The organism is Qipengyuania vulgaris (genome assembly GCF_009827325.1).
Classification (GTDB): domain Bacteria; phylum Pseudomonadota; class Alphaproteobacteria; order Sphingomonadales; family Sphingomonadaceae; genus Qipengyuania; species Qipengyuania vulgaris.
The window spans coordinates 823,025-845,291 of record NZ_WTYC01000001.1; the positions used below are offsets into that span (position 1 = coordinate 823,025).

The window sequence follows — 22,267 nt, forward strand, 5'->3', positions numbered from 1 at the left end:
GGCTAGCGCAGCTTCATGATTTCAAAGCTCCTCATCGCCAATCGCGGCGAAATTGCCTGCCGCATCATCCGCACTGCACGTGAAATGGGGATCGCCACTGTGGCGGTCTATTCCGATGCCGATGCGAAGGCTCTCCATGTGCGCAGCGCGGACGAGGCGGTGCATATCGGCGCCTCGCCAGCCGCCGAAAGCTATCTGGTGGGCGAGAAGATCATCGCCGCTGCCAAAAGGACCGGCGCGGAGGCGATCCATCCCGGCTACGGCTTCCTGTCCGAAAACGCAGGTTTCGCGCAGGCGGTGAAGGATGCGGGGCTGATCTGGGTCGGCGCGCCGCCATCCTCGATCCGCGCAATGGGGCTGAAAGACGCGGCCAAGAAGCTGATGCGCGAAGCGGGCGTTCCGGTCACTCCCGGCTATGACGGCGACGACCAGTCGGCCGAGCGTTTGAAACAGCAAGCCGATTCCATCGGCTATCCCGTCCTCATCAAGGCGGTCGCAGGCGGCGGCGGCAAGGGAATGCGCAAGGTCGATGCAGCGGAGGATTTCCCGTCCTCGCTCGAAAGCTGCCGGCGCGAGGCCAGTGCGAGCTTCGGCAATGACGACGTGATCCTTGAAAAATGGATCACATCGCCCCGCCATATCGAGGTACAGATCTTCGGCGACAGCCACGGCGATGTCGTCCACCTGTTCGAACGCGATTGCAGCCTCCAGCGCCGCCACCAGAAGGTGATCGAGGAAGCCCCCGCCCCCGGCATGGACGAAGCCACGCGCGAGGAAATCTGCGCTGCCGCCGTGCGCGCCGCCAAGGCAGTTGACTACGAAGGCGCGGGTACGATCGAATTCATCGCCGATGCCAGCGAAGGCCTGCGGGCCGACCGCATCTTCTTCATGGAGATGAACACCCGTCTCCAGGTCGAACACCCGGTGACCGAGGAAATCACCGGGGTCGATCTGGTCGAATGGCAGCTCAGGGTCGCGAGCGGAGAGCCGATCCCGCTCACACAGGACGAACTGTTCATCGACGGCCACGCCATCGAAGCGCGGCTTTATGCCGAAGACCCGGCGGGCGGCTTCCTGCCCTCGACGGGGCAACTCGAGCATTTCGATCTCGGTGTGCAGGGCCGCATCGAAACCGGCGTCGAGGAAGGCGACATGATATCGCCTTTCTACGATCCGATGGTCGCCAAGCTCGTGGTCTGGGGCGAAACACGGGGCGAGGCCATCGACCAGCTTGCCGAGATCGCGGAAGGCGTGGAAATCTGGCCGGTGAAGACCAATGCCGCTTTCATCGCCAACTGCCTGCTCGACGAGGATTTCGAGGACGCCAAGCTCGACACCGGCTTCATCGCGGACAAGATCGACACGCTCGTCTCCTCCGACGAGGCGGACGATGCGATCTGGCAGACCGCCGCGGATTTCATCGCCCTCGCCGAGAGCGAAGATCACGAGGACCTGCCCATCGGCCTGCGCCTCAACGCCCCCGGGATGCTTGCGGCCACGCTCACGCACAAGGGCGAAACGCGGACGGTTTCCGCGGCCCAATCGACTGCCGAGACTGCTGCGACGGGCTTCGTCGATCCTGCGCGGGCAGTCGTCTTCGCCGACGGGCAGAGCTTCGTATTCGAACGCCAGTCCCGGGGTTCGGGTGCCGCTGCCGCGGGTGACGGTGCCATCCTTGCCCCCATGCCGGGCAAGGTCATCGCGGTCGATGTGGCCGAAGGCGACAGCGTCACCGCAGGCCAGCGCCTGATGGTGCTCGAAGCGATGAAGATGGAACACGCCCTCACCGCCCCCTTCGACGGCACCGTGACCGAGCTTTCCGCCAGCGAAGGCGGGCAGGTCCAGGTGGAAACGGTGCTCTGCGTGGTGGAGCCTGCAGAAGAGGCCTAGTCTTCGTCCATCTTCTCGCCGAACAGCTCGCCCCGTTCGGAAAACAGCACGAAGACCAGGCTGAGCACGGCAGTGGTCAATAGGGCTGCGGCCAGCGGGCGCGCGGTGCCGTCATACATATAGCCGATCCAGGCACCCAGCGCCGCCCCGCTCGTCATGCGCAGGAAGCCCTGCGCGCTCGATGCCGCGCCCGCGATATGGCGGAAGGGCTGGAGCGCGATCGAACCGAAATTTGCACCGATAAAGCCCAGCAGGCTCATATTGGCGGCCATCAGCGGCACGAAGGTCCACAGGCTTTCGTCCGGCTGGCTGGCGAACCACAGCTGCGCGGCGGCCACGGCAATGAAGGCGAACAGCGCGACATGGCTGACCCGGCGCGCACCGAACCGTTCCACGATGCGGCTGTTCGACCAGTTGGCCACAGCCATGCAGCCCGCGCAAATGGCGAATATCAGCGGGAAGTCGTCGCCCGCGCCGAAGGCCTCGCCGATCAGCTGCTGGCTCGAGTTGATGAAACCGAACAGGCCGCCGAAAACCAGTGCGCTGCCCAGCGTGTAACCGATGGTCTCGCGCAGTGTCACAGCGCTCTTCATGTTGCGCGATATGGTGGGCAGGTGGATGTCCTGCTTGTCTTCTTCGTGCAGCGTTTCGGGAAGGCGGAAATAAACCCACGCCGTCATGGCCAGTCCCGCAATGGCCATGGCCCCGAATATCCAGCGCCAGTCGCCGAAGGCCACCAGCACGGCCTGCCCGATGCTGGGCGCCACTGCAGGGACGAGCAGGAAGATCACGAAAATCAGGCTCATCATCCGCGCCATCTTGTCCCCGCCCACCCGGTCGCGGATGATGGCAGGGGGAAGCGCAATGATCCCGGCGGCGAAGAAACCCTGCGCGGCGCGCAGGATCACCAGCATGTCGAACGTCGTCGCCAAGGCGCAGGCGATGGAAAGAACGATATAGAACGCCAGCGCCACGAACAGCACCGGCCGCCTGCCATAACGGTCGGCAAAGGCCCCGGGCACCAGCGTGCCGAATCCGGCGGCAAGGAGATAGGCGCCGACCACGAACTGGCGGTCGTTCCCCTGCGCCCCCAGATCGCCCGCCAGCGCGTCTAGCGCGGGCAGGATGGCATCGATGCCGAAAGCGTTGCAGGCCATCAGCAGCGCCATCATCCAGATCAGCTCACGTTCGCCGATCATCGGGCGTTTTGCCTTCTCGGGAAGCGGGCGGGTGGTCGAGGCAGTTCCGTTCTTCATGCCGTGCCCCGCGCTGCAAGCGGTTGACGCACGAGCAAGAATTCAGACCCGAGACTTTTCAGGATATCCACGCAAAACCAAGCATTTACGGCCCAAAACGAAAGAGCGCCCGTGACTTTTCGCAGAGGCTGCCCAGATGCTTCGAAAGGGCTGCCAAAGCCAATGCGGAGGGTCGGGAAGGAAGGTGTGGTCGCGATCATCGCGTGCTCGGTAGCGGGAAGCGTTGCATTAGGAAACGCTTTTGTCGGGAGCCCGTCCTGACCCCGTTTTTGCGCCGCGAAACCTTCCGGCGACACGCGAAAGCGCCTACATGGTGACGATGCCAGAAAGACCGGAGGATGAAGGCGGCGACGATGCGGAGGCCGATGGCCTGCGCAAGATCATCCATGTCGACATGGACGCCTTCTTCGCCAGCGTCGAACAGCGCGACAATCCGGACTTGCGCGGCAAACCGGTCGCCGTGGGCGGGTCGAGCGGGCGCGGCGTCGTAGCCGCTGCCAGCTACGAGGCACGCAAGTTCGGCGTGAAGAGCGCCATGCCGAGCGTCACGGCCAAGCGGCTCTGCCCCGATCTCATTTTCTGCAAGGGCCGGTTCGAGGCCTACCGCGAAGTCAGCCAGCAGATCCGCGCAATCTTCCGCCATCATACCGACCTCGTCGAGCCATTGAGCCTCGACGAGGCCTATCTCGACGTGACCGAGGACAAGCTGGGCTTCGGCAGCGCGACGCGCATCGCCGAGCTGATCCGGCAGGAAATTCGCGCCAAGACCAGGCTGACCGCGAGCGCAGGAGTGAGCTACAACAAGTTTCTCGCCAAGCTCGCCAGCGACCAGAACAAGCCCGACGGGCTATGCGTGATCCGTCCGGGCCAGGGCGCGGATTTCGTGCAATCGCTACCGGTGCGGCGTTTCCACGGCGTCGGCCCCAAGGCGGAAGAGAAGATGACGCGGCTCGGCATCGCGACCGGCGCGGACCTCGCGGCGAAGGATATTGCCTGGCTGCGCGCGAACTTCGGCAGCTTTGCCGATTATCTCTACCGCGCCGCTCGCGGCATCGACCTGAGGCCAGTGCGATCTAGCCGCATCCGCAAATCCGTCGGCGGCGAACGGACCTTCAGCCGAGACCTTTCCTCCGGCAGCGAACTGCGCGAGACGCTGGAGGACATCATCGACATCGTCTGGGGCCATATCGAACGCGCACAGGCCAGCGGCCGCACCGTGACGCTGAAAATGAAATACACCGATTTCCAGATCTTCAGCCGTGCGAAGACGGTCGACAGCCCGATCGCAAGCAGGGCTGAATTCGAAGCGATCGCCCGAAGTCTTCTCGAGGAAGTATTGCCGTTACCCATGCCGATCCGGCTGATGGGTCTGACGCTGTCGAAGCTGGACCGCAAAGGCGCAGAGGAGCCGAAACGCCCCGATGCGCAGCTCTCGCTGCTCTAGCTCTTTCGGCCCTGCCACAGCTTCAGCCGCTCGCGCGTGCGCGGGCTCAGCGGTTCGGGCAGCGAATGCGTGGGAAAGAAGCGCGCTTCGATGACTTCGCGCCCATCCGCTTCGGGCATGTCGCTGATGACGCCATCGAACAGATGCGCGGTATGCGGTGCGCCCGATAGCGTTTCCTCGAACGTGCCGACCAGCTTCAGACCGTCGATCTCGCAGCCGGTCTCTTCCAGCAGTTCGCGGCGGGCGGCTGCGTCGGGCGTTTCGCCATCAGCAATGCCGCCGCCGGGAAAGAACCATTGCTGCGGCCCGTAGCTGTGCCGGACCAGCAGGATCTGTCCCTCGAAATCGCGCCCCACCACGGTCACCCCGTCGCGCGCCTTGCCGCTGGCCCGGCGCGTGCGTTCCCGAATGCGGTAGGCGATCTTGAGGGCTAGGCGGTGCAGCGGCGCTGGGATCAGGTGAAGCATACCACCGGCTGTTTAGCGCCCGAAAGCAGCCTCGCAACCGGCAAATCGTTTTTCCCACCAACTGCTTCGTCGAGCACCGCGCGCTTGTCTTCTCCGCGGATGACGAAGGCGATTGCATCGCTGTCGAGCAAGGCGGGAAGCGTCAGGCTGATCCGGTCGAAAGGCGCTTCGGGTGGCAGGGGATCGGGCGTCAGGCGGATGATGCGGCGCGCCTCTTCCAGCTGCGGATAGGTATTGGGAAAGAGCGAGGCGATATGCCCGTCCGCCCCCATTCCGAGCCATGCGAGATCGAAATGGGGCACCTGCTCCATGATCGTCAACGTGACCACCTCGGCGCCCGCCGGCTCGAACAGGGCGCGTAGCTTGCCCGTGTTCGACGCCTCGTGATCTTCGGGCACGATGCGGTCGTCACCCGGCCACACCACCAGCCGCGACCAGTCGAGATCGGCCTCGAGCAGCCTGGCGATGATGGGGAACGGGGTCGATCCGCCGGGCACGGTTATCGTCACCGGCCCATCGCGCGATGAAAGAGTCCGTGTCAGCCGGTTCTCAAGCCACTTCGCAATGTCCGCATCGCTGGCGTTCTCGATGATCTCTACGTTTTCCATACCGGCCTCGATACAGCAAACCCGCCCGCGGCCAAGCCGCAGGCGGGTTGAATTGCTATGCGCATGGGCGCTTACTTGCTGGTCTGGTTGAGGAACCAGATGCGTTCCTCGCACTGGTCGATCCAGTCGTCCACGATGCCGCTGGTGGCATTGTCCCCGACGTTTTCGGCCTCTTCTTTCACCGTTTCCAGCCGGTCGTGCAGCTTGCGGTTATCGTCCCGCAGCTCCTTGACCATCGCATCGGCGGTCAGCGTGACATCGTCCTGATCCGCAATCTTGGACTGCTTGGCCACGCTGCCGATAGAGGTGAGCGTGAATTCATCGTTCTTGCGGACGCGCTCGCCGATATCGTCGACCGTGCCGATCAACTGCGCCGCCTGCTCGTCGAACAGGACATGCAGATCGCGAAAGCGCGGCCCTGCCACGTGCCAGTGGAAGTTCTTGGTCTTGAAATAGAGCGCGACGGTATCTGCCAGAGCGCCGTTGAGCGCAGTGACAAGACCCGATTTTGCGTTGTTGCCGAGTTCGGCCATGACGTTTTCCCTTCTGTCTTGAAATCTCAATCAACCAACGAGCGAGATGAGCGCCGGTTTCGTGAAGGGTTTCGAGCGCTCTGATCGCCTCGCTCGATTAGAGCTTTTTCTCTATTCGATTATTGCGATTTATTCGCATCTGCCTCAGGCTGCCCATGGTCCGGTGATGGCAACCGTTCGGGTCGGAGCGTAGGCGTTGACGAAGAACCATTTGCCATCGGGCGAGAAACACCCGCCAGCCAGTTCCGTCTCGAGCCGCAGGCGGCCAAAGACATAGGGGTCGCCGGAAGGTGTGATCCCGATCAGCCTGTTGTCGACCACGTCGGTATACTGGTCCTCGCACACGATCAGGTGGCCATTGGGTCCCACAGTCAGGTTGTCGCCGTAATTGAATTGCTCCTCGTTCTCGCTTTCGAAGAACAGTTCGATCTCGTCGGCCCGGCCGCCCCGCCCGGGGATTAGCTTGAATACCTGCCCGAGCTTCTTCGCCCCGCCGCTGGTCGAGCAGATGAACAGCTCGTCCGTCCCCATGTGAATACCTTCGCCCCGTGCGATCAGGGCGGCGCCTTGCGCCGCGGCCCGCTGGCGCAAATCATCCTTCGGTGCTTCCACGTTGTCGAGCGGGAACCACTCAACCGCGTAGCGCCGACCGACCTGCATCCGCGCGCCGTCATGATTTCGGGTGTCCGGCACTCCGACGATGCGCATCGCCTGCAATTGGCCGCCCCTGGCCAGATCGCCCGGCACCTTGGGAGCGAAGCGATAGAGCACCGAATCGTCGCGATCCTCGGTCTGGTAGACGAGGCCGGTCGCCGGATCGACGCATGCCGCCTCGTGATTGAAGCGTCCCATCGCCTTGAGCGGAACCGGATCGACAAGGCCGGGAGCGCCTGCCGGCACCTCGAAGGTCCAGCCGTGGTTCTGTTCCAGCCCGTCGCCATAACGCTGGCCCGGACCGGTCGGCGCTTCCTCGCAGGTCAGCCAACTGCCCCACGGCGTGACGCCGCCCGAACAGTTGCGGATGGTGCCGCCAAGACTGCGGAATTCGCGTTTCTTCCGGAGCGTTGCCGCATCGAGTACGAGCGTGGTGGTGCCACCCGGGGCGAATTCGCCATCCCGCTTGCCGAAGCCTTTCGCAAGGGCACCGCCCGCATGCGTCGGTAGGGACCAGTTCGTGGTTGCGCACCAGGGCGATCTCACCCCCTGGCAACGGCAGGCAGCCCATCCCGTCGGCCTTGTCGGGAACTGTCCCGCCGTCGTTCATGGCGTCGCCGAGGCTGGACAGCAGGCGATAGGAAAAGCCCTCTGGCAGATCGAGCAGACCCTGCGGATCGGCAACCAGCGGCCCGTAACCGGCGAAACCGGAAGGCATCGCGCCCCGCGTCATGCACCCGCTCAATGACAGTGCGGCAAAAGCACTGGCAGTAGCGGACAGGAATTGGCGGCGGTGCAGTTCGGCGGTCATGTCACTCTCCATTGGCGCGTTGCCATGCCCATGCGATAGCAAGGTGTAAGACAAATGACAGCAGCCGCTTGATAGCATGACCCCACTTCTATGCTTTGTGACTGACTGTGCCTTTTCCCGCCATGATGGTGTGATCGCCGTCACAGCCATCAACGACAATTCCGCAAGTGGCAAATGCCTTGGCGATTAGTTCAACAGTGCGGCCAGCTACGTGAAACTACACAGTCCGAACTAACCAGAACGGCAGGAATATATGCTTGATCTTGCTAATCCTTCGGGAAAGGAATCTGGAGTAGAATCGTGCAAGAACGCCGTCAAAGTGAGCGGGTCCGTCAGGTTTTCCTACCTGCATGTCTGACCATCAACGAAACGAAGCATGTCGCCGTCATTCGTGATCTCTCTGAATCGGGCATTGGTGTCCGCTGCACTATCGCTGCCAAACCGGGACAGCAGGTGAGCGTCCAATGGGGAAGCAATGCACCGCTCGACGGTGTGGTGGGATGGCTCAACGGAGATCGTCTGGGAATAATCACCGAGTGTTCTCCTATCGCACACAGCGACGGATCGCATCCGCGGGCGAGCCGCTTCGACATTGGTCTACCGGCCGAAGTCCATCATCGCGGCGGCTCATCTGCAGTCGAACTCGTCAACCTTTCGACCAAGGGTATGTCCATTGCACACCCCGGCGAACTGCGATTTGGCGATCTGGTCACCGTTTGCCTCGGCACCCAGACTTTTGCGGAATGCACCGTGCGCTGGTCCCGGGATGGATCGTCGGGCCTGCTTCTGAAAAACCCGCTGCGGCTGGACGAAATAAGGCACATCCTCGAATTGGCGCAGGGAAGCTGGCGCTGGGATGAGATCAAAACCTATAAGGTCGCATCATAGGATTTCACGCTCTCATCGCAAAAAACACGGCCAACAAACCTCTGGATCGCTGAGCGGTTGATTTAGCTCCGAAGGGCCCCCTGGGGGTTAGCCAACCAACGGTCCGAGCGCTTCGCGTAGAGGCCCAAGCCAGTTTGCGTAGGGTTTCCAGGCGTCCTGCCCGCTGCGGCTGATAGGGCGGCGGACCTGTTCGCTGCTCGCGGTGCGGACCGCGCGCTTCGACTTGTGGAAATCGAGGCAGGCCTGTTCGAACGGCAAGCCGAGATAATCGAGCATGCGGCGCGTCTGGCCTTCCAGATCGTCGAGCACGTCTTCGTGATCCACGCGCAGGATGACGCCGGGTAAGACGGCGTTCCAGTGATCCATCAGCTGCACGTAGTCGCGGTAATAGCTGCCGATCTCTTTCAAGCCGTAGGTGAACTCCTGCCCCTCCGCGAACAGCTGCTTGAAGCCGGAGAAGCAGCAGTCCATCGGCGCGCGGCGCGCATCGATGATCTTCGCATTGGGCAAGATGAGGCGGATCAGGCCGATATGGCGGAAGTTGTTAGGCATCTTGTCGATGAAGAACGGTGCGCCCTGGCGGTGGATGCGGGTGTTCTCGATGAACTGGTGGCCAAAGCCTGCTAGCTGTTGCGCGCTCAGATCGTGCAGGATTTCGGGGTAGCGCGAGCTGCCCGCCTTGCGCCCTCTCAACCGATGCGCAAGCGCGAGGATGTCGGGGAGCTCGAGCGTACCGTCGATCCGCGAATGGCTGGCAAGAATCTGTTCGAGCAATGTCGACCCCGCCCGCGGAAGACCGAGAATGAAGATCGGGTCGGGCGCCGGATGCCCCGCCCTGGCATGCTTCGCGAACAGTTCCGGACCGCAAGTCTCTCGTTGTTTCGCAAGTTCGGCGCTCATTCGCTCGGCATCGTAGCGTGTCTGTGCGCGCTTCAAGGCATTGCCCTGATCGTATAAGCGGAAGCTCTCCTCGTATTCTCCGCGATCTTCCAGCGCCTTGCCCAATGCAAAGGACAAATGGACCCGGTCCATGAAAGCCAGTTCGGTGCGCCCGACCTGTTCGCGCATTTGCGCCAGCTCCGCATCCGTGAACCGGTAGGTCTTCAGGTTGGCGAGCGCATACCAGGCATCGCCGTGATCCGCCTTGGCCGCACAGGCCGCGCGGTAGCTGTCGACCGCACGGGCCTGATCTCCGGTGGTCTTGAGCGCATGGCCGCGGCTCGTCAAAGTCGCCGGATCGCGAGGCAGTTTTTCGAGGATCGCATCGAAGAGTTCGAACGCCCGGTCATAGTCTCCCGTCTGCATGCTCTCGATTGCCAGGTGCGATTGAAACAGCGGGTTGCCCGGGTCTCGGTCATGGAGCGCCTTCGCTTCCTCGAGTGCCCGGGCAAATTTCTGCCTCCTCCGAAGGGCGTCGATATAGTCGAGGCGGACCTGAATGTTGTCCGGTTCGAACGCGGCGGCGCTTTCAAGCAGGAACTCGGCGTCGTCGAGAATGCCCAGCTTCAGGCCGATCTGAGCAAGCAGGCGCATGCCCTCCACGTTCTTGGGATGCTTGCGCAGGAAATGGCGGCAGAGCTCCTCCGCTCGCAGCAGCCTGCCCTCGTGCAGGTGATGGGTGACCGCGACCAGCTCCTTGGGCAGCTCCGCAATGCGCTTCTCCTGCGCACGCGCCGCATCCGCCTCCAGGTTCCGGCCAGCTCTCGCCAGCAGTTCGGCCTGAATGCGCCAGCTGGCGTCGAGAGCAGGATTGAACCGCGTGGCTCGGGCAAAAGCCGCCAGTGCTTTATCGTTTTCGCCCCTGGCACAGGCTAGGTGGCCCGCCTCCTGCCAGGCGCGGCCATATTCGGGCATCGCTTCGTGGAGGCGGCCAAGGTAATCGGCCGCAGGTTCGTAAAGCTCCAGATAGCGCGCAGCGACTGCTGCAATGTAGAGCGCCTCGGCGTCGTCCGCATCATCTTCCAGAATTGATCGGGCAAGGTGCAGTGCATCATCGAATTTGCCCGCCGATAGCTGGTCCCGCGCTGCCTTTACGTCTTCTTCTGTCATGCCGGACCCTTAGCCGACGACGAGGGCGGAAACACCTCTCATGGTAATCTTCCGCCCGTCGCCGCCCGGCCAGCAATCAAAGGTCGTACGACACGCGCAGTCCGACCGTCAGTGGACGATTGGTCACGATGCGGGCGCGGTCGTAATAGAAGTCGCCCGAAATCTGCGCTCTTTCGTCGAACAGGTTTGTGCCGAACACCTCGAAATTCCACTGGTCGGTGGTCACGCCCACTGCAAGATTGGCTACGGTGTAGCTGTCGAGCGTGATCGTATTGATCTGGATGATGTCGGTTTTCTTCGACGAAGAATGGTTCACCTGCGGCTGGATGTAGGCGCCGACCCTGTCGCTGAGATCCCATTCATAGCGCATCCGCAGATTGCCCTGGAACGATGGCGCATAGGCGAGATCGGACCCGACGACGACATCGTCGGTCGGAGTGAGAACTTCCGTGATCTCGGTATCGAGAATCGAGAAGGCACCCGTGACGGTCAATCCAGGCAGAGCATAAGGCGCAACGGTGAAGTCCGCCTCTACCCCCCTGATCTCCGCATTGGCCGCATTGTCCGAGAAGAACAGGTTGGTGATGCTTGGGTCGAAGATCGTCGTCTGCAGATTGCTGATGTCGACATAGAACGCGCTGCCGTTGAAGCGAAGCTGCCCGTCGATCAGGTCCATCTTCCAGCCGATCTCGTAATTCTTGACCTCGTCGGTCTCAAGCTCGAACGGAACCACGAAGCCTCCCGGGCCCTGTGCGCCGCCGGGACGATTGAGCAGACCGGGCCGGAAGCCCTCCGAGTAGGTGGCGTAGAACAGCAGGTCCTGCGTCGGGGTGAGCGTTGCGGTACCCTTGAAGATGACGCCTTCGGTGCGTGCTGCATCGGGCGCGTCGAGAGCGTTTATCACCTGCTGTGCCTGTGCCTCGCTCAAGCCTGCGGCCTGAATGTCTTCCAGCGTGTCGCCGCGGCTAAATGTCTGCCGCAAATCCGCATCGCAACTGCCGATGAAGGTATATTCGCCATCCCCGTCGTAAAGATCGGAAATGTTGGTGCCGAACGCGTTCGCATCCTCGGCCGCTCCGGCATTGCAGAAGGACGAGTTGGCGGTGCCTTCGAAATCGACTTCAATGTCGTAATAGCGGGTGCCGGCGGTAAGTGTCAGCAGGTCCGGGATCACATCGAAGCTTGCTTCGCCGAATATTCCGAACTGCTCGTCGGTGCGCTTCACGTCATTGCGGAAAATCACCCCGGCCGGGAATGGCCCGGGGTCGCTGTTATACACCCCCGGGAAGGGGAAGTTGGGCGCGAAACCGCCGAAGGGTTCGGCGCGCTCGCTACCGAAATAATTGAAGTCGTTGCGCTCCTTGAGCTCGAGATCGGAATAGAAAGCGCCCGCAGTGACGCGGAAACGGTCTTCCTGAGGCGTGCTTGCGCGCACCTCTTGCGTAAACACCGTGGTATCGGTGTTCGAGTTCACGAACAGGTTGGGCGCCTGGCAGGTGCCGCTGGGGTCCGCGGAACCGGGATAGCTGACCGAGCCATCGCAGATGTAATATGGCAGATACTGCCCCACGAAGAGATAGTCGGAATAGTCGACCTTCTGTTCGGTTTCGCGGTCGGTGTAGGCACCCGTATAGACGATATCGAGCATCGCCAGCCGCCCTTCGACCGTCCAGCTGGTGTTCGAGAAGTCGTCCTCCAGCCGGTCGTCCTCGTAGCGCTGGATTTCGAAATCATCGAGGTCCAGCTCAGGATCGGAGAAGAACACGCCGTCCGATTCAAGGCTCTGGCGCGTGTGCGCCACGGTCAGCCGCCAGTCGGGCGAGAATTCGTAAAGCGCCGTCGCGCGGAAGCCCGAATACTGAGTGTCGTTGAAGTCTTCCTCGACCAGGCCGGCATTGTCGGCGGCGACGAAGTCCACATCGGAAAGATCGGCGGTCGACTGGAAGCCGGCACGCTGATCGCTTACTGGAACACCGTTGTCACGCACCGTTCCCGCCGGGCGGAAGCGCGCGCTTTCTTGTGCCGTCCGAGTGCCGGGGACATTGTCGACATAGCCGCCCTGATCGTCCAGGTAGACCACCCCGCGCAGCGCCAGCCGCTCGGTTACGGGGACGTTGACCATGGCTTCGGCCTTGTAGCTCGTCTCGCCGTCCTTGGTGAAGGATGTGCCCATCGAGACGCTCGCGTCGAAACCTGAAAGATCGGGCTTGTTGGTGATCAGGCGGACAACGCCCGCCTGCGAGCTGGCGCCGAAAAGCGTACCCTGCGGCCCCGACAGCACCTCGATCCGCTCGAGATCGGCCGCGTAGACATCCAGATTGCGGCCCGGCTGACCAAGCGGCTGTTCGTCGAGATAGAGCGCCACGTTGGGAGCAAGCCCAGCCACGCCAGCGGTGGTCAGGTTAGGCGTGGTGGACGCGAGGCCGCGAATGTAGATCGTGCTTTGCCCCGGTCCCCCGCCACCGGCAGAAACCGTCGGCAATTGCTCGAGATAATCGTCGAAGGTGGCGATGTTGAGCTGCTTGAGCCCTTCGGAATCGAGGGCCTGCACGGAAACCGGTACGTCCTGCAGATCTTCGCTGCGCTTCTGAGCGGTCACCACGATGACACCGACACCGCCTTGGCGCTGTTGCGGCGTGGATGAAGTTTCCTGAGCCGCGGCCGGAGTCGCAATAGCGACTGCCAGTGCGCCAGCAGAAGCGCCGATGAAGTAATTTTTCATTTTCCGAGTTGCCCCTCGTTTTCTTCAGAATTCATTCCCGATCGCGCGGTCGATTGTGCTGGCCGGATATCAAGATGGAAAGCGACTTAAACAAAGCCAGATCCCGAAGGGCATATACCGATTGAAATGGCGCGCCGCCACCGAAGCGAATGCTTTATCCGTATGACGTAAAGGTGTGTTGCGCGGAATCCACAATTCAAACTTCTATCATTTATAGAACAAGAACATCTCTCCTTTCTATAACATAGAAGATTTTTGTTCCTGTTTATTCATTCCGATGCGCATCTAGCGTCTGCCTAATTCTGACCTCGCGTCTTAAGTTCGCCCAGTAGAGCCAAATTTGCTCATCCGGTTTCAAAATGAAACTCGGCGGCGCACCGCGGCCCTTTTCTTGGCACTTTGCGAGGCTTCGCAAGCTGCGGCGGTGGTTGGAACTCCACGGTGCTTGCGCAGCAGGTCGAACACCACGGCTTTAAGAATCGCGACAGCCATCAACAAGACCACCAGCGAGAAGGGCAAAGCCCCGATGATCATGGTGATCCGGATGGCATCGATACCGCCCAGAATGAGCATGCTGCCCACCACGAATGCCAGCGCGACACCCTAGAAGACGATATGATGCCGCCGCTCGCCCTCTGTGTCGCCCGCACCGTTGATCGTGTTGACGATCAGGATGGCGCTGTCGGCCGAGGTGACGAGATAGGTCATGAGCAAGATTACGACGAGGCCCGAGACGAAGGTCGTCAAACCTGGGTCCAGCATTGCAGCAATCGTTGAATAGAGCTGGTCCGAAATCTCGGTATCGAGGATTGCCTCGCCGGCGGTGCCGCTCAACTCCAGGTCGATCGCGGTTCCTCCAGCCAGTGCCATCCACACGAAACACATCAGCGACGGTACGAGGATCACGCCCAGCACATACTCGCGTATCGTCCGGCCGCGCGAAATGCGCGCGATGAACATGCCCACGAAATTCGGCGAAAAGCCGCCAATCTTTCACATTGACTGTTGAATTGCCTCAAGTGCAATCAATTGGCGGAATTTAACCGTTCGATGTCGTAAGCCCAATCAACATCGGCAAGCTCACGTTCGTCAATGGGAGCGATAAGTTCAACGTCCGCCAAGTCGAGGCTCCGCGCGCCCCGCTCGCGTCTCAAGGATGCGAGCTGCGGGAACACCAAACGCGGGAAAACCGCCGGACATCCCGCTTTCCCATCGTGATATTGGGTGAAGGCCACGCCCTGCGATGAGACAAGCCGACCGATATGAGTGGGAGAAACGAGCGGCATGTCGGCAAGCATGACGACCACGCGATCGCAATCTGTCAGCGCGCGCACGCCCGCGGCGATAGAGGTACCCATTCCTCGCTCTGCCGCCAGATTTTCGATCAACCTCCATCCCCGCCGGTTCCCAATCAGGCTATCACTACCAACCACCAGAAGGCGCTCGCTGAAATTGGCATTTTCTGCGGTTTCTGCCGCCCACTCCCATAAGGGCCGCCCACGGAAGTCGGCGGTGAGCTTGCCGCCGCCGAAGCGTTTTCCCTGGCCAGCGGCAAGCAGCACCACGCCTGTCTTCGATTCAGATGACGGCACGCATCTGCTCGAAACGGCCGACAATTTCTGACAAAGCCGACAGCGCGAGCGTTCGCGGCGACTTGCAGGCAGGCGTTAGCCCGACCGGGCTGGTCAGGCGCGCGATCTGTACCTCCGGAACGCCGCGCGCGGCAAGCGCCAGTGTCCGATCGGACCGCGCCCTCTCCCCGCCTTGCGCTCCTACGTAAAAGGCCTCGCTCGCTACCGCCTGTTCGAGCAGGGCCAGTTCCCATTCGTGATCGTGAAAGAGCAGCAGGCAGGCCGTCCAGGGATCGTAACGGACATTCTGCGCCGCTTGACCGAGAGCAAGGTCATTTCTCGAAAATACTTCGACACCGATCCTCATGGCCGAACACAGGGATGCCACGGCCTCGAGTTCCGGCCCCTCCCCCAGGACGACGAGTTTCAGCGCTGGCAGGTAGGTACGGTTCGGCAGATGGCTTTCGCCTCCGAGCGCTATCCGGGCCGGGCGACGCGCTTGCAGCGCTGCGAAAGCCGATCGACAGGCTCCGCGATCCGGTTCCGGGTCGAGGAGGATATCCAGCCCTCCTCCGCACGGAAGGCGAAAATCAATCCTTGAGGACCCGCGTCCATATCGCACAACGCGCCGCTCCACGCATTGCTTCATATTGCTTGCCAACTGGCTCTCCAGACAACCATCGGCAAGATCGCCAACGGTGGATCCGTCCGGCAGGACCGCCAATTGCGCTCCGAGGCGCCGCGAAAAGCTGCCTTCAATCTGGACGATGGTGCAAAGCCCCACACCCGGCTGGCACGCCGCGGCGAGCGCGAGGTGATCCTCGTCTCGCACTATCTCAATTGTAAGATCAGCCAGCATCAGTCGGGCATTGCAGCCAAAACGCGATCGGGTGTCATCGGGTAATCGTACAGCCGAGCCCCACAGGCGTTATAGATTGCGTTGGCGATGGCTGCCGCTCCGCCGCACATGCCGAGCTCGCCGATGCCCTTGGCCTGGATCGGGCTGGCAGCGCCATCTCGTTCTTCCACCAGCACGATTTCCAGATCGGGCACGTCGCGGTGAACGGGCACGTGATATTCGGCGAGGTCGCAATTGACGAGGTGTCCGTCGCGCGGATCGAATTCCAGCGCCTCGGTCAGCGCCACACCTATGCTCCAGGTTATGCCGCCGATGCATTGCGAGCGGGCGGTCTTTGCGTTGAGCACGCGCCCGAAGCCGAATGCGCCGAGCATCCGATCCACGCGGGTTTCACCGGTGTAGTGATTGACGCGCACTTCAGCAAAGAAGGCGCCGAACCCGGAGGCGGTGTAATCGTCTTCGATATCGCCCGGCTCGTAATGGCCTTCACGCGCAAGGTCTTTTCCCTCGAGAAGGTCCGTCAAGGCCTCGCCGGATGCGGTTTTGCCTTCGCGCAGGTCGAGTTCTTCCTCACTCGCGCCGATCTTCGCGGCCAGTTCCTCGCGGATCGCCTTGCACGCGATATAGACCGCCGAACCGATCGAAGCCGCGCCCCAGCTGCCGCCTGAGCCGGGGCCGCGCGGGTGGCGCGTATCGCCCAGTTCGACCAGAACCTGTTCCGTATCCAGTCCCAGCATCTCCCCGGCGATCTGCGCGAGGATGGTGTAAGTCCCGGTGCCGATATCCGTCATGTCGGTTTCGACGAGCGCCGTGCCGTCAGCTTTAAGGGTTACGCGGGCCTTCGCTTCAGAGATGTTGTGTACTCTCGCGGCGCCGGCCATGCCGGTCCCGATCCACCACTCGCCCTCGCGCCGCTGGCGCGGCTTGCGGGAGGCCCTGTCCCAACCAAAAGCCTCCGCCCCTTGCTTCAGGCATTCGGCCAGCTTGTGAGAGGAGAACGGCAAACCTTCCTCAGGATTCTTCTCGGGTATGTTGCGCAGGCGCAGTTCGACCGGATCGATACCGGCCTTTTCCGCCAGCACATCCATCGCCCCTTCGAGCGCCGGCATACCCACCGCTTCCCCCGGAGCGCGCACCGATCCGGCCGTCATACGGTGGATGCGAGCGACATTAAGCATCAGTTCGCGGTTTTCGCCGCCATACATGAAGTGCGACGATTGCAGCACGGGCTCTGCAAAAGTCTCGCCGGGGAGGTTTGACACCAGCGCCTCGTGACCGAAGCCGGTAAGCGTACCATCGCTATCGGCCGCAAGACGCAGGCGCTGCGTGGTTTCGCTGCGGCGCATGACCGTCTGGAAAACCTGCTGGCGCGACTGCACGACGCGGACGGGGCGACCGACCTGTTTCGCCGCCAGCGCGGCTGCGACAACCTCTTCGCTGATCCCAAGCTTAGAACCGAAGCCGCCCCCGACGAAGCGGGATATGAGGCGGATGTTCTCTTCCTCTATATCGAGCGCATCGGCCAGCTCGCTAATGTTGTAATTGAGCATCTGGAGCGAGGCGTGGACGGTCAGCTTGTCGCCGTCCCATTCCGCAATCGCGGCATGCGGCTCCATGGCGGCGGACGCATGGCCCTTGGTGGTGTAGGTCACGTCGACGCTGTGCGCGGCCTCGGCCATCGCATGCGCCAGATCGCCTTGATGAACCGTCTCGTCCTCCTGCTCCTCCGGTTCGACCGCGTCCGGATCGACCGGCGCGCCTTCGTCCTCGCGATATTCAACGCTGAGATGCTTTGCAGCGTCGCGCGCCTGTTCGAAGCTTTCGGCGACCACCAGCGCGATTGGCTGTCCCCAGTAACAGACCTGCCCCGGCCCCTGCATGGGCGCTTCGTTGGCCGTTCCCTGCGCCGCGCGGGTGCAGAGTTTTTCATCGTCGACCACCGCAATCACGCCCGGCATGGACAGCACGCTTGTCCGATCGATGGAGGTGACCTCGCCGCGCGTGATGGTCGCTGTGACCAGCACACCCTCGGCGCAATCGTCGATCGGATATTCGGCGGCATAGGGCGCGGTTCCGGTAACTTTGGCCAGCCCCTCGATGCGCGGCAACGGCTTGCCCAGCACGCCCTGTTTCATGCCGTCGAGGCGATTGGAATTGTCGGGCTCGTTCTGCTTGAAATGGACCGTCATGCTGCGTCCTCCGTCGTCTGGGCAAGGACGGCGTGAAGTGTCCGCCGCGTGAGTGGTATCTTGAAATCGTTCTCGCCAAACCCGCGAGCATCCTCCAGCAGGATATCGGCAGCCTTGTCGAACAGCGTATCCGAAGGAGGCTGGCCCAAAAGGGCTTCTCCGACGCGCGGATCATGCCACGGCTTGTGCGCCAGACCGCCGAAGGAGAGGTCGGCGCGCGAAAACTTGCCGTCGGTCAGTTTGAGTACGGCGGCGACAGATACCAGCGCGAATGCATAGGACGAACGCTCGCGCACCTTGCGATAGATTTGCCTGCCGCACACTGGCGCAGGGAGAACGATGCCGGTGATAATCTCGCCCGGTTCGAGGACATTCTCGATCCATGGCGTATCGCCCGGCAAGCAATGGAAGTCGCGCACCGGCACGCTGCGCTCACCCTTGCTGCCCGAAATTTGGACTGTCGCGCCGAGCGCGCTCAGCGCCACGGCCATGTCGCCCGGATAGGTCGCGATGCACTGATCGCTTGTGCCGAGTATCGCGTGCAGTTTCGCGATTCCGTTAATCGCCCCGCAGCCGCTGCCGGGTTCGCGCTTGTTGCAAGGTTGGTCGATATTTGTGAAATAGAGGCATCGCGTACGCTGGCACAAATTGCCGCCGTTGGTAGCCTTGTTGCGAAGCTGCTGCGTTGCTCCGGCCAAGATAGCTCGCGAGAGTACCGGGTAGTCCGCGCGTACGCGCGGGTGGACGGCTGTTTCGGTGTTAGTGGCAAGCGAGCCGAGGCGGAGGCCGCCATCGCCCGTGTCCTCGATTTCAGCAAAGCCCAGCCGGTTGATATCGGCTAGCTGGCCTGGCGTTTCCACTTGCAGCTTCATCAAGTCGAGGAGGTTGGTTCCTCCCGCAATCGCGAGGGTGTCCTTACTCGCCGTCAGAAGCGATGCTTCGGACAGGGATGGCGAACGGCTATACTCGAAGGGCCTCATGACTTACCTCCCGTTGCGACTTCCTCGATCGCGGCGACGATGTTCGCGTATGCTCCGCAACGACACAGGTTGCCGCTCATCCGTTCGCGGATTTCTTCACGGGTAATAGCGATACGCCCTTCGAGACATTCGCTGGCATCGCTCGGCCAATTGACGGCGAGTTCCTCCAGCAAGGCGGTCGCAGAACAGATCTGGCCTGGGGTGCAATAGCCGCACTGAAAGCCGTCATACTCCAGAAAGGCGCGCTGGAGAGCGGATGGTTCGTCGGGAGTGCCGAGGCCTTCGATCGTCGTGACGCTGTCGCCGTCGTGCATGGCCGCAAGCGTCAGGCAGCTGTTAATGCGGATGCCGTTGACGATGATCGTGCAGGCACCACACTGGCCATGGTCGCACCCCTTCTTGGTGCCGGTCAGGCCGAGATCGTGGCGGAGGAAATCAAGAAGACTGACGCGCGGGTCTTCAGGCAAGGGATGAGCGGTTCCGTTTACGCTGATCATCTCGGTCAAAAAGGCCTCCTTTAATCGGTAGAACTGCCTGGGGAAGAAAGGTATCCGAAAACCAACTTTAAGAAATCCGGGAGACCTCGGCCAACGATTGGCCGAACTTGGATTGCGCGAGCGAGGAAGTCCGCTTTAATGGATTGTTAGCTTTCAGACGAGGTCTGAGCATGGCGCTACGTCTGAAATGGGGCGCGAAGCTGATATTCCCTCAGGCCCGCGATTAATTTTGATGTAGGAAGGTAGTGCCCAGGCCACGCGGTGCACCAATCTGCATATGAAGCCCATATCTAATGCAACTGGACACCTGCATGGAGCGGGTGAAGGGAATCGAACCCTCGTCGTCAGCTTGGGAAGCTGCTGCTCTACCATTGAGCTACACCCGCGAGGCGGGCCGCGCTTGCCACGATTTTCGCGAAACGGTCAATACACTCCGGCCTTGCCCGCGGAAAATGGCGGCGCCGGGGTTCCCCTTCGGTTCGGAGACGATAGAAGGCCCCGATGACTGACAAGCGCGAATGGCAGAACTGGGCGATCGGCCGGATCGAAGCGGATTTCAATCGCTCGGCCGATACGCATCTGATCCCCTTGCCCGTCCCGTCGCTGCCCGATATCGCGATCTACCTGAAGGACGAATCGAGCCACCCCACCGGCAGTCTCAAGCACCGGCTCGCGCGTTCGCTGTTCCTTTATGGGCTGTGCAACGGGTGGATACATCGGAACACTGCAATTGTAGAGGCGTCGAGCGGGTCGACCGCCGTCTCCGAAGCCTATTTCGCCCGCATGCTGGGCCTGAGGTTCATCGCCGTGGTTCCCCACACGACCGCGAAGGCCAAGATCGATGCGATCTCCTTCCACGGAGGAGAGTGCCATTTCGTCGACCAGCCTTGCGAGATCTACGATGCCGCGCAGGCGCTGGCGGACGAACTTGGCGGTCATTACATCGACCAGTTCACCTTCGCCGAGCGGGCGACCGACTGGCGCAGCAACAACAATATCGCCGAATCGATTTTTGCGCAGATGGCGCGTGAACCGCACCCCGTTCCCAACTGGATCGTGTGCGGGGCGGGCACGGGTGGGACATCCGCGACGATCGGACGCTATGCCCGGTACAACCGCTTTGCCACGCGCGTCTGCGTGGCCGATCCGCAAGGTTCCGTCTTCCATCGTCACTGGGCTGACAGGTCGGTCGAGCGAGTGGATCATCCCTCCGGCTGCATCGAGGGGATCGGCCGCCAACGGGTCGAGCCCAGCTTCCTGCCCGATGTCGTCGACCGGATGGAAGTGGTTCCGGATGCCTGCTCCATCGCTGCCGCGCACGAGGTGAGCGAGCGGCTCGGGCGGCGCTGCGGCGGATCGACCGGCACCAATGTCTGGGCCTGCGCGAAAATTGCCGCGGACATGGCGGACCGGGGAATGTCGGGCTCCATCGTTTCGATCCTTTGCGACGACGGTGCGCGCTATTCGGATACCATTTTCGACAATGACTGGCTTGCGGAATGCGGGCTCGACATCCTACCGCAGAAAAAGAAGATCGCGCATTTCTTCGATACCGGCACTTTTGCAGCCGGCTAGGCGCGGCGAATACGAGAGAGGGACGCAAACCGCATGATCACCGACGATCGTATCATCCTCGGCCTGCTGGCCGCATTGCTGGCCTTCGTATTCGCCACGCGCGACCGGCCCGGCTGGCAGCGTTTCTACGTCTTCGTGCCGATCATCCTCGTCTGCTATCTCGTGCCGTCGCTCTTCGTGACCACTGGTCTTATCGACACGTCGGAAAGCCAGCTCTGGCCGATCGCCAAGGACTATTTCCTGCCTGCAGCGCTGTTCCTGATGACGCTCAGCATCGACATCAAGGGTATCCTCGGCCTCGGCAACAAGGCGATCATCATGTTTCTGACCGCGACGGTCGGGATCATCCTAGGCGGACCGCTGGCGCTGTGGGTCGTGGCGCAATTCGATCCCACGATAATCGGGTCGGGCGATACCGCCGCATGGCGCGGTCTCGCGACGCTGGCCGGGAGCTGGATCGGCGGGGGCGCGAACCAGACCGCCATGCTCGAAGTCTATGGCTATCCGCTGGAAGGCTTCGCCGCCCTGCTCGCCGTCGATATTATCGTGGCGGAAATCTGGATGATCTTCCTGCTCTACGGGGCAGGCGCCACCCAGCGGGTCGATCGCTGGCTGGGCGCGGACGCATCCTCGATCGAGCGGCTGCGCGACTCGATGGCGGAATATTCCGCACGAACCGAGCGGGTCGCCACGGCCAATGACTATGTCCTGCTGTTCGGCGTTGCCTTCGCGGTGGTCGGCCTCTCGCACCTGCTCGGCGGCTGGCTGGGCAATTCCTTCGCCGAATTGCAGGGCGAAGACGCGACGCTGGCGAGCAGCTTCTTCTGGGTCGTGGTGATTTCCACCACGGCGGGCCTGCTGGCAAGCTTTACCCGCACCCGCGAACTGGAAGGTATCGGTGCCAGCAAGTTCGGCGTGCTTTTCATCTTCCTGCTGGTGGCAGTCATCGGCACGCGGATGGATGTGACCAAGATCATGGATGCGCCCGCCTTCATGGCGATCGGCGCGATCTGGATGCTGTTCCACATCGTCCTGCTGCTGGTCGTCGCCAAGATCATCAAGGCGCCGTTCTTCTTCGTCGCAGTGGGCAGCAAGGCGAATGTCGGCGGCGCGGCATCAGCGCCGGTGGTAGCGGCGGCCTTCCACCCCGCACTGGCTCCCGTCGGCGTACTGCTGGCGGTGCTCGGCTATGCGCTGGGCACTTATGGCGCGATCCTGTGCGCGCAGATGATGGCAGCGGTCGGCTAGACGCAATCCTTGCCGGTTTCATTTGA

At 62.0% G+C, this 22,267-nt stretch carries 19 protein-coding genes, 1 tRNA gene and 1 pseudogene; 5 read left to right on the forward strand and 16 right to left on the reverse strand.

Going from position 1 to position 22,267, the window contains the following annotated elements; all coding sequences use genetic code 11:
* Positions 1-15: 15 nt before the first annotated feature.
* A complete protein-coding gene (locus GRI69_RS03970) occupies positions 16-1,890 on the forward strand; it encodes an acetyl/propionyl/methylcrotonyl-CoA carboxylase subunit alpha (RefSeq protein WP_160726914.1) in 1,875 nt (624 codons plus the stop codon).
* Here the strand turns inward: GRI69_RS03970 and GRI69_RS03975 are convergent.
* A complete protein-coding gene (locus GRI69_RS03975) occupies positions 1,887-3,146 on the reverse strand; it encodes a multidrug effflux MFS transporter (protein ID WP_160726915.1) in 1,260 nt (419 codons plus the stop codon). The genes GRI69_RS03970 and GRI69_RS03975 overlap by 4 nt on opposite strands.
* A 310-nt stretch (positions 3,147-3,456) precedes the next feature.
* Here GRI69_RS03975 and dinB point away from each other — a divergent pair, with 310 nt between their 5' ends.
* Positions 3,457-4,590, forward strand: a complete 1,134-nt coding sequence (dinB, locus tag GRI69_RS03980; RefSeq protein WP_160726916.1) for a DNA polymerase IV — start codon at positions 3,457-3,459, stop codon at positions 4,588-4,590.
* On the opposite strand, the gene GRI69_RS03985 is transcribed toward dinB, so the two are convergent.
* From GRI69_RS03985 to GRI69_RS16330, 5 genes and pseudogenes are all read right to left on the reverse strand, one after another.
* Positions 4,587-5,057, reverse strand: coding sequence for an NUDIX domain-containing protein (locus GRI69_RS03985; RefSeq protein WP_160726917.1), 471 nt, complete (start codon positions 5,055-5,057; stop codon positions 4,587-4,589). The genes dinB and GRI69_RS03985 overlap by 4 nt on opposite strands.
* A complete protein-coding gene (locus GRI69_RS03990) occupies positions 5,045-5,665 on the reverse strand; it encodes a 6-phosphogluconolactonase (protein WP_160726918.1) in 621 nt (206 codons plus the stop codon). Before GRI69_RS03990 ends, GRI69_RS03985 begins: the two co-directional genes overlap by 13 nt.
* Positions 5,666-5,736: 71 nt before the next feature.
* On the reverse strand, positions 5,737-6,198 hold the full coding sequence (locus GRI69_RS03995) for a Dps family protein (protein ID WP_160726919.1): 462 nt from the start codon (positions 6,196-6,198) through the stop codon (positions 5,737-5,739).
* 144 nt (positions 6,199-6,342) lie between these two features.
* Positions 6,343-7,398 carry an alkaline phosphatase PhoX gene (locus GRI69_RS04000; protein ID WP_337191016.1) on the reverse strand — a complete coding sequence of 352 codons (1,056 nt, stop codon included), beginning with the start codon at positions 7,396-7,398 and terminating at the stop codon, positions 6,343-6,345.
* A gap of 10 nt (positions 7,399-7,408) precedes the next feature.
* Positions 7,409-7,813, reverse strand: a pseudogene (locus GRI69_RS16330) (alkaline phosphatase PhoX); the annotation flags it as partial.
* Positions 7,814-7,963: 150 nt separating this feature from the next.
* On the opposite strand from GRI69_RS16330, the gene GRI69_RS16335 reads away from it, so the two are divergent.
* Positions 7,964-8,551 carry a PilZ domain-containing protein gene (locus GRI69_RS16335; protein ID WP_160726920.1) on the forward strand — a complete coding sequence of 196 codons (588 nt, stop codon included), beginning with the start codon at positions 7,964-7,966 and terminating at the stop codon, positions 8,549-8,551.
* Positions 8,552-8,638: 87 nt separating this feature from the next.
* Here the strand turns inward: GRI69_RS16335 and GRI69_RS04010 are convergent, their stop codons facing one another.
* The 10 genes from GRI69_RS04010 to GRI69_RS04050 form a co-directional block, all read right to left on the reverse strand.
* Positions 8,639-10,600 carry a tetratricopeptide repeat-containing sulfotransferase family protein gene (locus GRI69_RS04010; RefSeq protein WP_160726921.1) on the reverse strand — a complete coding sequence of 654 codons (1,962 nt, stop codon included), beginning with the start codon at positions 10,598-10,600 and terminating at the stop codon, positions 8,639-8,641.
* Positions 10,601-10,676: 76 nt separating this feature from the next.
* Positions 10,677-13,322 (reverse strand): TonB-dependent receptor, encoded by a 2,646-nt coding sequence (locus tag GRI69_RS04015; RefSeq protein WP_160726922.1) that lies wholly within the window; start codon positions 13,320-13,322, stop codon positions 10,677-10,679.
* 354 nt (positions 13,323-13,676) lie between these two features.
* On the reverse strand, positions 13,677-13,895 hold the full coding sequence (locus tag GRI69_RS16340) for a hypothetical protein (protein WP_337191017.1): 219 nt from the start codon (positions 13,893-13,895) through the stop codon (positions 13,677-13,679).
* 30 nt (positions 13,896-13,925) lie between these two features.
* On the reverse strand, positions 13,926-14,282 hold the full coding sequence (locus tag GRI69_RS16345) for a BCCT family transporter (RefSeq protein WP_337191018.1): 357 nt from the start codon (positions 14,280-14,282) through the stop codon (positions 13,926-13,928).
* 65 nt (positions 14,283-14,347) lie between these two features.
* Entirely contained in the window at positions 14,348-14,914 is a 567-nt protein-coding gene (locus GRI69_RS04025; protein ID WP_160726923.1) for an NTP transferase domain-containing protein, read from the reverse strand.
* Positions 14,901-15,752 (reverse strand): XdhC family protein, encoded by an 852-nt coding sequence (locus GRI69_RS04030; protein ID WP_160726924.1) that lies wholly within the window; start codon positions 15,750-15,752, stop codon positions 14,901-14,903. Before GRI69_RS04030 ends, GRI69_RS04025 begins: the two co-directional genes overlap by 14 nt.
* Positions 15,752-17,941, reverse strand: a complete 2,190-nt coding sequence (locus tag GRI69_RS04035) for a xanthine dehydrogenase family protein molybdopterin-binding subunit (protein ID WP_160726925.1) — start codon at positions 17,939-17,941, stop codon at positions 15,752-15,754. The genes GRI69_RS04030 and GRI69_RS04035 overlap by 1 nt, the downstream gene beginning before the upstream one ends.
* Entirely contained in the window at positions 17,938-18,921 is a 984-nt protein-coding gene (locus GRI69_RS04040; protein ID WP_160726926.1) for an FAD binding domain-containing protein, read from the reverse strand. Before GRI69_RS04040 ends, GRI69_RS04035 begins: the two co-directional genes overlap by 4 nt.
* Entirely contained in the window at positions 18,918-19,418 is a 501-nt protein-coding gene (locus GRI69_RS04045; protein WP_160727043.1) for a 2Fe-2S iron-sulfur cluster-binding protein, read from the reverse strand. Before GRI69_RS04045 ends, GRI69_RS04040 begins: the two co-directional genes overlap by 4 nt.
* Before the next feature lie 312 nt (positions 19,419-19,730).
* Positions 19,731-19,804, reverse strand: a tRNA-Gly gene (locus tag GRI69_RS04050).
* A 115-nt stretch (positions 19,805-19,919) separates the two neighbouring features.
* Between GRI69_RS04050 and GRI69_RS04055 the strand changes: the two genes are divergently transcribed.
* A complete protein-coding gene (locus GRI69_RS04055; RefSeq protein ID WP_160726927.1) occupies positions 19,920-20,993 on the forward strand; it encodes a PLP-dependent cysteine synthase family protein in 1,074 nt (357 codons plus the stop codon).
* 33 nt (positions 20,994-21,026) lie between these two features.
* Entirely contained in the window at positions 21,027-22,241 is a 1,215-nt protein-coding gene (locus tag GRI69_RS04060; protein WP_160726928.1) for a DUF819 family protein, read from the forward strand.
* The last annotated feature ends 26 nt before the right edge of the window (positions 22,242-22,267 follow it).